The 14,203-nt window shown below is 63.6% G+C and carries 9 protein-coding genes; 6 read left to right on the plus strand and 3 right to left on the minus strand.

Annotated elements, in window-relative coordinates:
* Positions 1 to 9: 9 nt before the first annotated feature.
* Positions 10 to 699 carry a UPF0149 family protein gene (locus tag ACN9MU_RS11600; protein ID WP_426170748.1) on the minus strand — a complete coding sequence of 230 codons (690 nt, stop codon included), beginning with the start codon at positions 697 to 699 and terminating at the stop codon, positions 10 to 12.
* Between the two features lie 66 nt (positions 700 to 765).
* Between ACN9MU_RS11600 and ACN9MU_RS11605 the strand changes: the two genes are divergently transcribed.
* Entirely contained in the window at positions 766 to 1,743 is a 978-nt protein-coding gene (locus ACN9MU_RS11605) for a serine/threonine protein kinase (protein WP_426337357.1), read from the plus strand.
* Positions 1,744 to 1,931: 188 nt separating this feature from the next.
* Positions 1,932 to 4,220, plus strand: coding sequence for a hypothetical protein (locus ACN9MU_RS11610; RefSeq protein ID WP_426344616.1), 2,289 nt, complete (start codon positions 1,932 to 1,934; stop codon positions 4,218 to 4,220).
* Positions 4,221 to 4,333: 113 nt separating this feature from the next.
* Here ACN9MU_RS11610 and ACN9MU_RS11615 read toward each other — a convergent pair whose 3' ends face one another.
* Positions 4,334 to 4,696 (minus strand): hypothetical protein, encoded by a 363-nt coding sequence (locus ACN9MU_RS11615; protein ID WP_426344617.1) that lies wholly within the window; start codon positions 4,694 to 4,696, stop codon positions 4,334 to 4,336.
* Positions 4,696 to 5,727 carry a DUF475 domain-containing protein gene (locus ACN9MU_RS11620; RefSeq protein WP_426170754.1) on the minus strand — a complete coding sequence of 344 codons (1,032 nt, stop codon included), beginning with the start codon at positions 5,725 to 5,727 and terminating at the stop codon, positions 4,696 to 4,698. Before ACN9MU_RS11620 ends, ACN9MU_RS11615 begins: the two co-directional genes overlap by 1 nt.
* 68 nt (positions 5,728 to 5,795) lie before the next feature.
* Here ACN9MU_RS11620 and ACN9MU_RS11625 point away from each other — a divergent pair, with 68 nt between their 5' ends.
* From ACN9MU_RS11625 to ACN9MU_RS11640, 4 genes are all read left to right on the plus strand, one after another.
* Positions 5,796 to 6,218, plus strand: coding sequence for a divergent PAP2 family protein (locus ACN9MU_RS11625; RefSeq protein WP_426170755.1), 423 nt, complete (start codon positions 5,796 to 5,798; stop codon positions 6,216 to 6,218).
* A 225-nt stretch (positions 6,219 to 6,443) separates the two neighbouring features.
* Positions 6,444 to 7,628: an efflux RND transporter periplasmic adaptor subunit gene (locus ACN9MU_RS11630; protein WP_426170757.1), complete on the plus strand. Its 1,185-nt coding sequence runs from the start codon at positions 6,444 to 6,446 to the stop codon at positions 7,626 to 7,628.
* A 39-nt stretch (positions 7,629 to 7,667) separates the two neighbouring features.
* Positions 7,668 to 10,880, plus strand: coding sequence for an efflux RND transporter permease subunit (locus tag ACN9MU_RS11635; RefSeq protein ID WP_426170759.1), 3,213 nt, complete (start codon positions 7,668 to 7,670; stop codon positions 10,878 to 10,880).
* 81 nt (positions 10,881 to 10,961) lie between these two features.
* On the plus strand, positions 10,962 to 14,171 hold the full coding sequence (locus tag ACN9MU_RS11640; RefSeq protein ID WP_426322487.1) for an efflux RND transporter permease subunit: 3,210 nt from the start codon (positions 10,962 to 10,964) through the stop codon (positions 14,169 to 14,171).
* Positions 14,172 to 14,203 lie beyond the last annotated feature (32 nt).

Here is a 14,203-nt window from a genome sequence, read left to right on the forward strand (position 1 = left end):
TCTCCGTGCTTATTGCTCGGCGCCGTGGCACTTCTTGTACTTCTTGCCGCTGCCGCACGGGCAGTCGTCGTTGCGGCCGACTTTCGGCTCCTCGTGCTTGACGGTGGTCACGCCGGTCTTGCGGCGCGGCACCCACCATTTGTGGATGGCCGGCAGGTTGGCTTCGATGTCCAGCGCCAGTTGGTGGGCTTTCACCGGATCTTCCACTTCCGGCAGTTCTTCCGGCTTGATCTCGTCGGCGCCCAGCAGGTAGATCGGGCGCATCAGCGGAGCAGCTTCGGAATCCCAGATCTCGTCCCACGACCCCTCGCGCAGTTCCATGCCTTCCCAAAAGCCCCAGCACCAGGCCTCGGCGTTCAGCAGGACCTTGCCTTCATGTTCGTGCTCGACGAACAGCGGTTCGAATTCTTTCGGCGCCACTTCAAAGGTCACCAGCACTTCGTTCATGAAGCGGGTGATCAGGTTGTAGATGCGCTCTTCCTGCTTCGGGTTCTTGAACTTCGGACCGTGCTTGCGGTCCTCGCCCCAGATGCTCGGCAGCCATTCGGCCGGGGTAATCGGTTCCGGGCCGATGGCGATGGCGGTCAGGTAGCCATGCAGGTGGTCCATCGTCATGGAATCCTCCGGGCTCTGGTCGCCCAGCAGGAAGTTGTCGAGTTCGTCGAATTCTTTGTCGGTCAATGGCTGGTCGAGTTGCATGGCTTGGTGCTCTATATATTGGGTCGAAGGGCGACAGTATACGCCCTGGCCCTTACAATAGCGAGAATGACGCATCCATTCCTTGAATTGAGCCCGGACCGGGTACTCGACGCCCTGGCCAGCATCGGCCTGTATGGCGATGGCCGCCTGCTGGCGCTGAATTCCTATGAAAACCGTGTTTACCAGGTGGGCATGGAAGAGGGGCCGCCGGTGGTGGCCAAGTTTTACCGCCCGGGGCGCTGGACCGGCGAGCAGATCCTCGAAGAGCACGCCTTCGTGCAGGAGTTGCAGGAGCGCGAGGTGCCGGCCGTGCCGGCGCTGGCGCGCGATGGCCGCACCCTGCATGAATTCGAGGGTTTCCGCTTTGCCGTCTTCCCGCGCCACGGCGGCCGTGCGCCGGAAATGGACGATCCCAAGGTGCTGGAGTGGACCGGCCGCTTCATCGGCCGCATTCACGCGGCAGGGGCGGCGCGGCCGTTCGCCACCCGCCCGACCCTGGACATTGCCTCCTTTGGCGAAGAGCCGCGCGACTGGCTGCTGGCCAACGACTTCCTGCCGCCGGAACTCGTGACACCCTGGCGCTCGGTGGTCGACCAGGCACTGGACGGCGTGCGGCGCTGCTATGAGCGGGCAGGGCAGGTCGAGCTGATCCGCCTGCACGGGGATTGTCATGGTGGCAATGTTTTGTGGACTGATGCCGGGCCGCATTTCGTCGACTTCGACGACGCCCGCATGGGCCCGGCCGTGCAGGACCTGTGGATGATGCTGTCCGGCGAACGGAGCGACATGGTGCGCCAGATGGGCGATATCCTGGCCGGGTACGAAGACATGCGGGAGTTCGACCCGCGCGAGTTGTACCTGGTGGAAGCCCTGCGCACGTTGCGCCTTATCCACTACTCGGCCTGGCTGGCGCGGCGTTGGGACGATCCTGCGTTCCCGGTGGCTTTTCCGTGGTTTAATACACAACGATACTGGCAAGATCGTATCCTCGAATTGCGCGAGCAAATCGCGCTGATGGACGAGCCTCCCCTCTGGCCAGTTTGAAAAACCGGTAACCCGGTGTCAGACCCTGTGGGTCTGACACCTGCCACGCGGCTGGCGCAAGTCCGTGTCGCGGGCTTACCGGTTTTAAAACGAGAATTGCCGGGAAATCCCCGCTTTCCTCAAGAGCTTCGCCCCTGTTGGACTCATCGATAATGGCAACATCACCCCAAAAGCCAAGCGAGACCCTCATGCAAGCACAACTGCCGCCAAATACCGACGCCGTCGCCAGCGACCGTGCTGAGCATGAGAAAGCCGAGCTGAAGGCGATCACCGAAGCCATCGCCCGCGTCGAAGCCGAGGCGAAAGCCCAGTGCGCCGCAGAATCGCGCGCCGTGGCCGAGGCCCGCGCCCGCGCTCTGGCCGAAGACCGCGCCGCCCTCGAATCAGCCGCTGCTGCTGCTGCGGTGCAGAACGCCGAAGCTGCTGAAGAAGCCATCAAGATTAACAAGGAGCGCCTGGAAACCCTGCGCGCCGCCGCATCCGCCAGTGTGGCCCGCCTGGAAGCCGTCAAGCAGGAAACCGCCGAACTGCGCGCCCGCGTCGATGCCGACATCCAGGTGCGCCTGGCCGCCGAACAGCGCGCCAGGGCTGAAGAGGAAAGCCGCCGCCGCGCCGCCGAGCAGGTGGCCGAAGAGGCCAAACTGACCGAACTGGCCAGCAAGGCCGCCGAAGAACTGGCCGCGCAAGCCGAGCAGGCCCGCCTGCAAGCCGCCGAACGTGCGGCCGCCGTGCAAGCCGCCCGCGATGAAGTGGTGGGCGTGGCCTCGGCCGACGCCCGCATGACCACGATTGCACGCGAGCGCGAACGCCAGGCCCACGCCGCCCGCCTGACGGCCGAACAACTGGCCCAGGCCGAAGCCGAGGCCCTGGAAGCAACCCGCCAGCGCGAGCGTGCCGACCAGGTGGCCCTGGAGGCCGCTTTCAAGCGCGCCGCCGCCGAAGTGCGCGCGCTGGAAGAAGCCCGCGCCTTGGCACACCTGGAGCAGGAGCGTGAACAGATCGCCTTGGCCAAGGCCGAATCCGACCGCAGCGCCGCCCAGTCGCTGCACCTGCGCCTGCAGACCGAAAAGGAAATCCGCGACGCCGCCCTGCACCGCGAACGCGTCGAAGCCATGGCCGCCGACGCAGCCCAGGCCCGCCGTGATGCCGACCTGCAGATCATCGCCGCCACCGAGCGCCGCGTAGACACCGACCGCCAGCTGCACGCCATCGCCATGGCCCGCGTCGAGGCCGAGCAGCAAGCCGATTTCGAAACCCGTGCCCGCCTGGAGGCGGAGGCGCTGGCGCTGGAGCAGGCCAAGCTGCGCGAACAAGCCGAGCAGGCCGCTGCCGAGCAGGCCCGCATCGAAGCCGAGGAACACCAGCGGGCGGCCGCCATCGCAGCCGAACGCCAGCAACTGTCAGCGCGCTCCGTCGCCGTGGCAGCGGAGCAGGCTTCGGCCGAGAAGATCGAGCGCGATGCCGTCGCTGCGCAACTGGCCGCCGCCGAACAGGCCAATGCCCTGGCCCAGGAAAAAGCCGCCGCCGCTGTGCGCCTGGCCGATGCCGAGCGTGCCCGCGCCGAAGCAGAGCAGGCGGCGCTGGATGCCATCAATGCCCGCCTGGCGGAAGCTGAACGCGGCCGCGCTGAGGCCGAACAGGCCGCGCTGGCAGCGATGAACGACCGTATCGCCGCTGAAGAAGTGGCCACCGCAGCGGCCAAGGCGCGGGTCGATGCCGAACGCGCCGGCGCTGCCGAAGCTCGGCGCAAGGCGGCTGCCGATGCCCGCTTGCAGGTGGCGGCTGAGCAGGAAGCCTCGGCCGTGCGTGCAATGGCTGAGCAGGTTGAATTTGATGCGGCCAACAAGGCTGCTGCTGCCGAGGCTGCCGCTGCCCAGGCGCGGCTGGCAGGTGAACTGGTCAAGGCGCAGGCTGAGCGTACCAAGGCCGAGCAGGCCCGCGTTGCGGCGGAGGAGTCGCTGCTCAAGTCGGAGCTGGAGTTCGTGGCCAAGGAGCGTGAGACCCTGGCGCTGATCGACCAGAAGCTGGTGCAGCAGCGTGCGGCCAATGCGGCCGAGGTGCGTGCGGCCAAGGCGATCGAAGTGCGCGTTGAGCTGGAGAAGAAGGCAGCCGCGGCCGCAAAGGCGCGTGCGGATGCCGAGGAACAGTTGGTGGAAGTGGCGCGCCAGCGTGAAGCGGCTGAGGTGGCGGCCAATGAGGCGGAATGGGCCAAGCTGGCGGAGCAGAAGACCCTGGTCGATACTGTTCATGCGCATGCCGAATTGCAGCGCCGGGTGACGGCGACAACTGCGGCGATGGTGGAGTCGAAGAAGAAGCTACTGGAGCAGGAGGCACGCCGCCAGCATGCGGCGCAGAATATGCTGAGTGCGATGGAAGATAAGGCGGCGCATCCGGCCGACGAGCATTCGGAGACCATGGCGCGCGATGTGATTGGGCGGCTGAAGGAAACTGCTGGCGCCGTGTGGCGCGGCCGTTAAACCGGTAAACCGGTGTCTGACCCACGGGGTCAGACACCTGGCCAGCGGCCGTCGCGTCACAGGTGCCTGACCCTGCGGGTCAGGCGGGACGGCCATCCGGCTGGTGTACCGGTTCAAGGCTGAACGTTCACCGACTCAACAAAATACTGCGTATCGCCGAAGCACGAAGTCGGCACCCCCTTATGCTGCGCATAATGCAGCACCACCCGCTTGCCCGCGGCCGCCGCGATCTGCGACGCGACAGCATCATCGCGCACGGTAAATTCGAACTTCTCCGGAATCGCCCCCGGCATCGAGGTCAGAAGAATCTCCCCCTCCCAGGTCTTGCAAATCCACCCGCGTTTGGAAAACTTCTGCAAATAACCGGCGCGCTCGCCCTCCGAATACGAATAGCTCAACGCCACCCACACATACGCTGCAAACAGCAGCGCCACGGCGGCCAGCAGGCCACCGACAATCACCAGCACACGACCCATTAAGACTCCTGAGGATGTAATTTCTTGTATTTGAGGGAAGACCACAGCGACACGGCAATGAACGCCACCCCGGACAGGCCGGTGAACCACTCCGGAATGTGATACTTCACGCTGGCGAACATGATCAGCGCCAGGATGCCGATTGCGTAATGCGCGCCGTGCTCGAGGTAAATGAACTCGTCCAGCGTGCCCTTGTGCACCAGGTACACCGTCAGCGAACGTACGTACATCGCGCCAATGGCCAGGCCCAGCATGATGATCACGACGTCGCTGGTAATGGCAAAGGCGCCGATCACGCCGTCGAAGGAGAACGAGGCATCCAGCACTTCCAGGTAGAGGAAGCCGCCGATCGAGCCGCCGGCCACCGCCTTGCCCACTTCGCCATGGCCTTCTTCTTCCAGCAGGCTGCTGATCCAGCCCACGCCCACGTAAATCGCGGTACCGATCACGCCCGAGTACAGCACGGTATAGCGCTTGGCTTCCGGCACCATCTGTACGCACAGCACCACGGCAACCAGGGTCAGCAGCACGGCCAGGCTTTCGGTGCCGTATTTGCCCACTTTTTCCTCGAACCAGTGGATCCAGTGCACGTCCTTTTCTTCGTCGAACAGGAAGTTCAGGAAAACCAGCAGCAGGAAGGCGCCACCAAAGGCTGCCACTTCCTCATGCACCCCCAGCAGGTGGCGCGAGTATTCTTCCGGCGTCTTGAGCGCCATGTCCCACACCGACAGCATGTCCAGCCCGGTCGCCGCCGCCACGATGGCCAGCGGGAAGATCAGCCGCATGCCGAACACGGCCACCAGGATACCGACGGTCAGGAACAGTTTCTGCCAGAACGCGTTCCAGTTCTTGAGGACCGAGGCATTGACCACGGCATTATCAAACGAGAGGGAGACTTCCATCACCCCCAGGACGCCGGTAATCCACAGCGCGGTAATCGCAGCGGACATGCCGCCATGGTTATAGCCCCACCAGCCGGCCAGCCCCATCAAGACGATGGTGACAATAATCGAAATCCTGAAATGCTTCATTTTTGCTTGCTATTAATAATTGTTAGTGCGCCGATTATAATGGGGGATTGCACCTTAGGACGCTATAAATGGATCTCGCTTACCTGCTGACGCCTGTCTTGACCTGGATTACTGTCGGTCCGATCAAATTCCTGATTAACAGTATCAAAGCCCGCAAATGGGCATTCAACCTGGTCGGGAATGGCGGCTTCCCATCCAACCACAGTGCCGTGGTCTCCAGCATGGCCACCCTGATCGCCCTGCGCGAGGGCATCGGGCATCCGGCCTTCGGCGTGGCAGTCGCGCTGTGTTTCATCGTGATCATTGACGCCAACAGCCTGCGCCAGCACGTCGGCCGCCAAGCGGCGGCGATCAACCGCCTGGCCAAGGATGCCACGGACCATAAATGGCTGCGCGAACGGATGGGCCATACCGTGATCGAGATCACCGGCGGCCTGGCCACCGGCATCGCCATGGGCCACATCATCTTCGCCCTGTTCCCGCGCGTCTGATCCCTTCAAATACCCCTGGATTGCTACACTAATGTAGCAATCCTTTCTTGCAGTTCAGCCACCGTTTTTGCGGTTCATCCGCGAATCCTGCAGTCCAGCCCTAAAAACCCGCAGTCTGGCCCGCGGTGAATTGACACTCTCCCTCTGTAAAAGGATACTTTTGCACGCTGCAGAAGTATGCATTCCATATTCAAAAATAAGCCGTCCACCAAACTGGAGATTCACATGTTGCGTAAAACCCTATTAGCTCTCGCCGTTGCATCCGCGCTGGTCGCCTGCGGCAAGTCCGACAAGGCGCCTGAAGCCGGCAAGGCCAGCGCCTCGGCGACTGCCGACGCGAAAGGCAAGGGCGATGACAAGAAGCTTGCAACGCTGCAGGTTGCATCTGAAGATCTGGTGACGGTGGAAAGCAATGCCCTGTCGTCCGGCCCGGTGATCACCGGTTCCATCCAGCCTGAACGCAAGGCCGACCTGCGCGCCGAAGTTGGCGCCGTCGTGATGCAGGTGCTGAAGGAGAACGGCGAAGCGGTCAAGAAGGGCGACCTGCTGGTGCGCCTGGACGATACTTCCCTGCGCGATGCGCTGAATTCGGCCCAGGAAGCCGTGCGCGCCTCGACCCAGTCGCTGGACCAGGCCGAGCGCGTCCTGCAGCGCCAGAAAACCCTGAAAGCCTCCGGCATGGTGTCCTCGCAGGTGCTGGAAGACGCCGAAGTGCGCCGCAATAACGCCCAGTCCGACCTGTCGGCTGCCAAGGCCCGCCTGGTGGCGGCCAACCAGCAGCTGACCCGCACCCTGGTGCGCGCTCCGTTCGACGGCATCGTCTCCGAGCGCAAGGTCTCGGCCGGCGATACCGCGCAGATCGGCAAGGAACTGGTGAAAGTGGTCGACCCGGCGTCGATGCGCTTTGAAGGCCGCGTTTCCGCCGACTCGGTGGGCGTGGTCAAGGCAGGGCAGGGCGTTGTGTTCGCCATCAACGGCTACCAGGGCCAGAACTTCCTGGGCAAGGTCAAGCGCGTTGACCCGGCCGCCAATCCGGTCACACGCCAGGTGGAAGTGCTGGTCGATTTCGCCGACAAGAACCTGCCGCGCGTCGCCGGCCTGTTCGCCGAAGGCCGCATCGAAGCGGAAACCACTTCGGCCCTGATGGTGCCGGAATCGGCCCTGGTCAAGCAAGGCGACACCACCTACGTCTGGAAGATCAAGGACAAGGCCTTGTCCAAAGCCACGCTGCAAATGGGCGCACGCGATGCGCGCAGCGGCAACTGGCAGGTGCAATCGGGCCTGGCCAAGGGCGATATCGTGATGCGTACCCCGGCCTCCGGCTTCCGCGATGGCCAGAAAGTGGACCTGCAGATGAACAAGGCGGTTGCATCCGCTTCGGTGCCGGCCGATGCCGTCAAGGGCAACTAAAGAAGTATAAAAAACCAGGGAAACCGGGGAAACTAAGTCATGTTCCTTTCCAATTTCAGTATCAAGCGCCCCGTCGCCATGATCGTTCTGATCGTGGCGATGATGGCCATGGGCCTGCTGGCCCTGTCCAAGCTGCGCGTCAACCAGAATCCCGACGTCGAGATTCCGCTGTTGATCGTCAACATTCCGTATCCTGGCGCTTCGCCGGAGACGGTCGAACGCGAGGTGGTCAACCGCCTCGAAAAATCGCTGCAGTCGATCGCCGGCGTGACCGACCTGTATTCGACCTCGCGCGAGGGCAGCGCCACCATCGAAATGCGCTTCACGTTCCAGAAGAACCTGATCGAAGCGTCCGACGAGGTGCGCAACGCCATCGCCTCGGTGCGCTACAAGCTGCCGACCGAGATGCGCGAGCCGATGATCCAGCGCATCGACACCTCGGCCGACCCGATCATGCAGATGTCGCTGTCGTCCAAGACCCAGTCGCACGCGGTGCTGTCGCGCCTGGCCGAAGACAAGCTGGCCGACCGCTACCGCGCGCTGGACGGCGTGGCCGTGGTCAACGTCAACGGCTCGCTGCGGCGCGAGTTGTCGGTGCTGCTGCGCGCCGACAAGCTGCGCGAGTTCAACGTCTCGGTGGCCGAAGTGGCCAATGCGGTGCGCATGCAGAACACCAACGCCCCGGTGGGCAAGGTGCGCGGCGACCTGGAAGAAAAGGCGATCCGCCTGGTCGGCCGTATCGAGCGTCCGGAAGAATTCAAGGACGTGGTGGTCAAGCGCAACGGCGACCAGCTGATCCGCCTGGGCCAGGTGGCGACCATCGAAGACGGCTTCGCCGAGATCAATAACGTCAGCCTGCGGTCCGGCAAGCCGAACGTCGGCCTGGCCGTGATCCGCGCGCGCGATGCCTCCACCGTGTCGGTGGCCAAGGCAGTGCGCAAGCTGACCGAAGAAATCAACAAGGAATTCAAGGAAGAAGGCAACGGCACTTCGCTGGAAGTGACCCGCGACGGCGGCGAAGACGCGCAGGATTCCCTGAACAACGTGATCGAAGCCCTGGTGTTCGGCGCCGTGCTGACCATCTTCGTGGTCTACGCCTTCCTGAACTCCTGGCGCTCGACCCTGATTACCGCGCTGTCGCTGCCAACCTCGGTGGTGGCGGCCTTCATCGCGGTCTGGCTGTGCGGCTTCACGCTGAACTTCATGACCCTGCTTGGCCTGTCGCTGGCAATCGGCGTGCTGATCGACGATGCCATCGTGGTGCGTGAAAACATCGTGCGCCATATGCAGAATGGTTCCGACCGCCGCAAGGCTGCGCTGGAAGGCACGGCCGAAATCGGCCTGGCCGTGGCAGCGACCACCTTCTCCATCATGGCAGTGTTCATCCCGGTGGCCTTCATGGGCGGCATGCCGGGCGAATGGTTCCGTCCATTCGCGCTGACCGTGACCTGCTCGGTGGCGGTGTCGCTGTTCATCTCCTTCACGCTGGACCCGATGCTGTCGGCCTATTGGGGCGATCCGCCTGACCATCACAGCGCGCCGAAGAAAGGCATCGGCAAGGTACTGGACAAGTTCAACCACTGGTTCGACCACCAGGCCGACCGTTACGGCAAGGTGATCGCCTGGGCGCTGCACCATCGCCGCTGGATGGCCGTGATTGCCGTGGCGACCTTCGTTGGCGCGCTGGCGCTGCAGGGCACTATCGGCGGCTCCAGTTTCCTGCCGAAAGTGGACTTCGGCACCATCGCCATCGACGTGCGTACGCCTTCCTCGTCCAGCCTGGACTACACCAAGACCAAGATGGACAAGGCCGCGCAGATCGCCCACACCATTAAAGAAGTGAAGGCGACCAGCACCTACGTCAACCTGTCGGGCGGCCGTATCTGGGTCGACATCGGCAAGCGCAAGGAACGCAAGCGCGATGCCACCGAGATCGGCATGGAACTGCGCCAGAAGCTGGCCGGCCTGGTGGGCGGCGAGTTCGTGGTGCTGGAAGACATCAACAACGGCGCCCGCAAGCCGGTGCAGATCGACTTCGTCGGTCCCGATTCGCGCAAGCTGATGGAGATCACCAACCAGTACATGGACAAGCTGCGCCAGGTCAAGGGCGCGGTCGATGTCGGCCTGTCCGAGCAGGATCCGAAGGACGAGCTGCAGATTGAACTGAACCGCGGCCTGGCCAACTCGATGGGCATTTCCGCCGGCGATGCGGCGCAGTCGCTGCGCGTGGCCTTCGCCGGCATCGAAGTTGGCGACTGGGTCGACCCCACAGGCGAAACCCGCGACGTGGCAGTGCGCCTGCATCCGGAAGACCGGGTCAGCCCTGACAATATCGAGCGCCTGCCGATCGCCGTCACCGGCACCAACCAGATGGTGCCGCTCGACCAGATCGCCAAGATCACCATGGGCAAGGGCCCGGCCACCATCCGCCACAAGAACGGCAAGCGCATGGTGTCGGTATCGGCCAACGTGGAAGGCCGCTCGAACGGCGAAGTGATCAAGGAAGCCCGCGAGCTGGCTGAAAAGATGGACTACCCGCCAGGCTTCGGCATGGACGTGGGCGGCTCCGGCAAGGACCAGGCGGAAGTGTTCGGCGCGATGGGCATTGCCCTGGTATCCGGCATCGGCCTGATGTACCTGGTGCTGGTGATGCAGTTCGGCTCCTTCACGGCGCCGGGGGCGGTGATGCTGTCCTTGCCGCTGTCGCTGATCGGCGTGGTGGTGGGCCTGCTGCTGACGGGCGGTACGCTGAACCTGATGAGCTTTATCGGCGTCATCATGCTGATGGGCCTGGTCGCCAAGAACGCCATCCTGCTGCTCGACGCGGCGCGCAAGCGTGAGGAAGAGGGCTATGGCCGCGAGGATGCACTGATGTATGCGGGCCGCATGCGCTTGCGCCCGATCCTGATGACGACCTTCGCGCTGATCGCGGGCATGATGCCTGTGGCAATCGGCATGGGCGACGGCGGTGAGTTCTATCGCCCGATGGCGGTGGCCATTATTGGCGGCACCATCACTTCGACCCTGCTGACCCTGCTGGTGGTGCCGACCTTCTACGACAGCATCGAGATTACCCGCGACCGCATGGTGGCCAAGTTCAAGTATCGCGAGCAGCGCTGGAATACGGCAGTGGCCTTTGTGCTGACCTTCGTGGAAGCGATCCTGGCGCTGACCTTTGTGCGCCTGGTGTTCCGACTGGTGATGAAACTGGTTGGCCTGGTGACCGGCCGCCGCCAGCCATCGGCAGCGTAAAGCGCCTGAAACGCGTCAAGCGCGTACCAAGAAGGGCCTTCGGGCCCTTTTTTTGAACCAATGAGTTAAGGAAAATGCAAGATGTTCCTCTCCAATTTTAGTGTCCGGCGCCCCGTCGCGACGATCGTCCTGATCATCGCCATGATGGCCATGGGCTTGCTGGCCCTGTCCAAGCTGCGCGTCAACCGCGAGCCGGACGTTGAACTGCCGATGTTGTTCATCAATATCCCCTATCCGGGCGCCTCGCCGGAAACCGTGGAACGGGAAGTGGTCAACCGCCTGGAAAAGTCGCTGCAGTCGATTTCCGGCGTGGACGACCTGTTCTCCAATTCGGGCGAGAGCATGGCGACCTTCCAGATCCGCTTCAGCTTCAACAAGAACCTGATTGAAGCCTCGGACGAAGTGCGCAATGCCATTGCCGCGGTGCGCTACAAGCTGCCGACGGAAATGCGGGAACCGATGATCCAGCGTGTCGATACCGCGGCCCAGCCCGTGATGCAGCTGGCGCTGTCGTCGAAAACGCTGTCGCATGCCGCCATTTCGCGCCTGGCGGAGGACAAGCTGGCCGACCGCTTCCGCGCTTTGGACGGCGTGTCGGTCGTGAACGTCAACGGCGCGCTGCGGCGTGAGCTGTCGGTGCTGCTGCGCGCCGAGAAGCTGCGCGAGTACAACGTTTCGGTGGCCGAGGTCACCAGCGCCTTGCAGATGCAGAACACCAATGCGCCGGTGGGCAAGGTGCGCGGAACCCTGGAAGAAAAGGCGATCCGCCTGGTAGGCCGCATCGAGCGCCCGGAAGAATTCAGGGACGTGGTGGTCAAGCGCAATGGCGAACAGCTGGTGCGCCTGGGCCAGGTGGCGCAGATCGAGGACGGCTTCGCCGAAATCAATAGCGTCAGCCTGCACAGCGGCAAGCCGAACGTGGCACTGCATGTGATTCGCGCCCGTGATGCATCCGCCGTGTCGGTGGGCAAGGAGGTGCGCAAGCTGACCGAGGAAATCAACAAGGAACTGGCCGACAGCGGCACTGTGCTGGACATCACCGAAGACGGCGGCAAGGAAGCCCAGGAATCGCTGGACAACGTGATCGACGCGCTGGTGTTCGGCGCCGTGCTGACCATCTTCGTGGTGTACGCCTTCCTCAACTCCTGGCGCTCCACCCTGATTACCGCGCTCTCGCTGCCAACCTCGGTGGTGGCGGCCTTCATCGCGGTCTGGCTGTGCGGCTTTACGCTGAACTTCATGACCCTGCTTGGCTTGTCGCTGGCGATCGGCGTGCTGATTGACGACGCCATCGTGGTGCGTGAAAACATCGTGCGCCATATGCAGAATGGTTCCGACCGCCGCACGGCTGCGCTGGAAGGCACGGCCGAAATCGGCCTGGCCGTGGCCGCGACCACTTTCTCGATCATGGCGGTATTCATTCCGGTGGCCTTCATGCCCGGCCTGGCCGGCGAATGGTTCCGCCCATTCGCGCTGACCGTGACCTGCTCGGTGGCCGTGTCGCTGTTCATCTCCTTCACGCTGGACCCGATGCTGTCGGCCTTCTGGGGCGACCCGCCGGACCACCACAGCGCGCCGAAGCAGGGCCTCGGCAAGGTGCTGGACAAGTTCAACCACTGGTTCGACCGCCAGGCATCCCGCTACGGCAAGGTCATTGCCTGGGCGCTCGACCATCGCCGCTCGATGGGCGCGATTGCACTGGCCAGCTTTGTCGCCGCCATTGCGCTGCAGGCGACGGTGGGCGGCACCAGTTTCATGCCGAAGCAAGACCACGGTGCCCTGAAAGTCGAGGTGCGCACCCCTTCCTCGTCCAGCCTGGCCTACACGCGCGGCAAGATGGAGAAGGTGTCCGCTGTTGCCATGGGCATCAAGGAAGTGAAGTCGACCGAGGTCTACATCAACCAGGCCAGCGGCAATATCTGGATCGATATTGGCGAGCGCAGCGAACGCAAACGCGGCGCCGGCGAGATCGCCTCCGAACTGCGCCAGAAGCTGGCTGGCATGGTGGGCGGCGAGTACACCGTGATCGACGATTTTGGCGGCGGTGGCGGCGGCAAGGCTGTGCAGATCGACTTTGTCGGCCCGGACTCGCGCAAGCTGATGGAGATCACCAACGAGTTCATGGCCAAGCTGCGCCAGGTGCCGGGTGCGGTCGATGTCGGCCTGTCCGAACAGGATCCGAAGGACGAACTGCAGATCGAACTCAATCGCGGCCTGGCCAACTCGATGGGCATTGCCGCCGGCGATGCCGCCACCTCCTTGCGGGTAGCATTTGCCGGGGTGGAAGTGGGCGACTGGGTCGACCCGACCGGCGAAGCGCGCGACGTGGCTGTGCGCCTGCATCCGGATGACCGCCTGAGCCTGGAACATATCGAGCGCCTGCCGATCAAGGTGGCCGGCACCAACCAGATGGTGCCGCTGGACCAGATCGCCAAGGTCTCGATGGGCAAGGGTCCGGCCGGCATCCGCCACAAGAATGGCATGCGCACCATCGCCGTCACCGCCAACGTGGAAGGGCGCGCGGCAGGCGAGGTGCTGGCCGACGCCAAGAAGATTGCCAAGGAAATGAATTTTCCGCCGGGCTTCGGCCAAGGCGTGGGCGGCGCCAGCAAGAACCAGGGCGAGATTTTCTCCGCCATGGGCGTCGGCCTGCTGTCCGGCATCGGCCTGATGTACCTGGTGCTGGTGATGCAGTTCGGCTCGTTCACGGCGCCGGGCGGCGTGATGCTGTCCTTGCCGCTGTCGCTGATTGGCGTGGTGGTGGGCTTGATCGTGACCGGCGGCACCCTTAACCTGATGAGCCTGATCGGCGTCATCATGCTGATGGGGCTGGTGGCCAAGAATGCCATCCTGCTGCTTGACGCGGCGCGCAAGCGCGAAGAGGAGGGCGCCAACCGTCACCAGGCCCTGATCGAAGCGGGCCAGATGCGCCTGCGCCCGATCCTGATGACCACGTTTGCCCTGATTGCCGGCATGATGCCGGTCGCGATCGGCATGGGCAACGGCGGCGAGTTCTACCGGCCGATGGCAGTGGCCATCATCGGCGGCACCGTCACCTCGACGCTGCTGACCCTGCTGGTCGTGCCGACCTTCTACGACAGTATCGAGATCGCCAAGGAGCGCATGGTCGCCAAGTTCCAGCGCCGTGATGAACGCTGGGGCGCCGCGCTGGCCTTCATCCTGACCCTGGTAGAAGCGATCCTGGCCCTGGTTATCGTGCGCCTGGTCTTCCGCCTCGTTATGAAGCTGCTCTCGTTTGTAACCAGAAAGCAACGGAGTCAGCTCGCCTGATTCCCCTATGACAGAGGGCTTTCGGGCCCTCT

This window comes from Pseudoduganella sp. R-32, from assembly GCF_049913245.1.
Classification (GTDB): domain Bacteria; phylum Pseudomonadota; class Gammaproteobacteria; order Burkholderiales; family Burkholderiaceae_D; genus Rugamonas.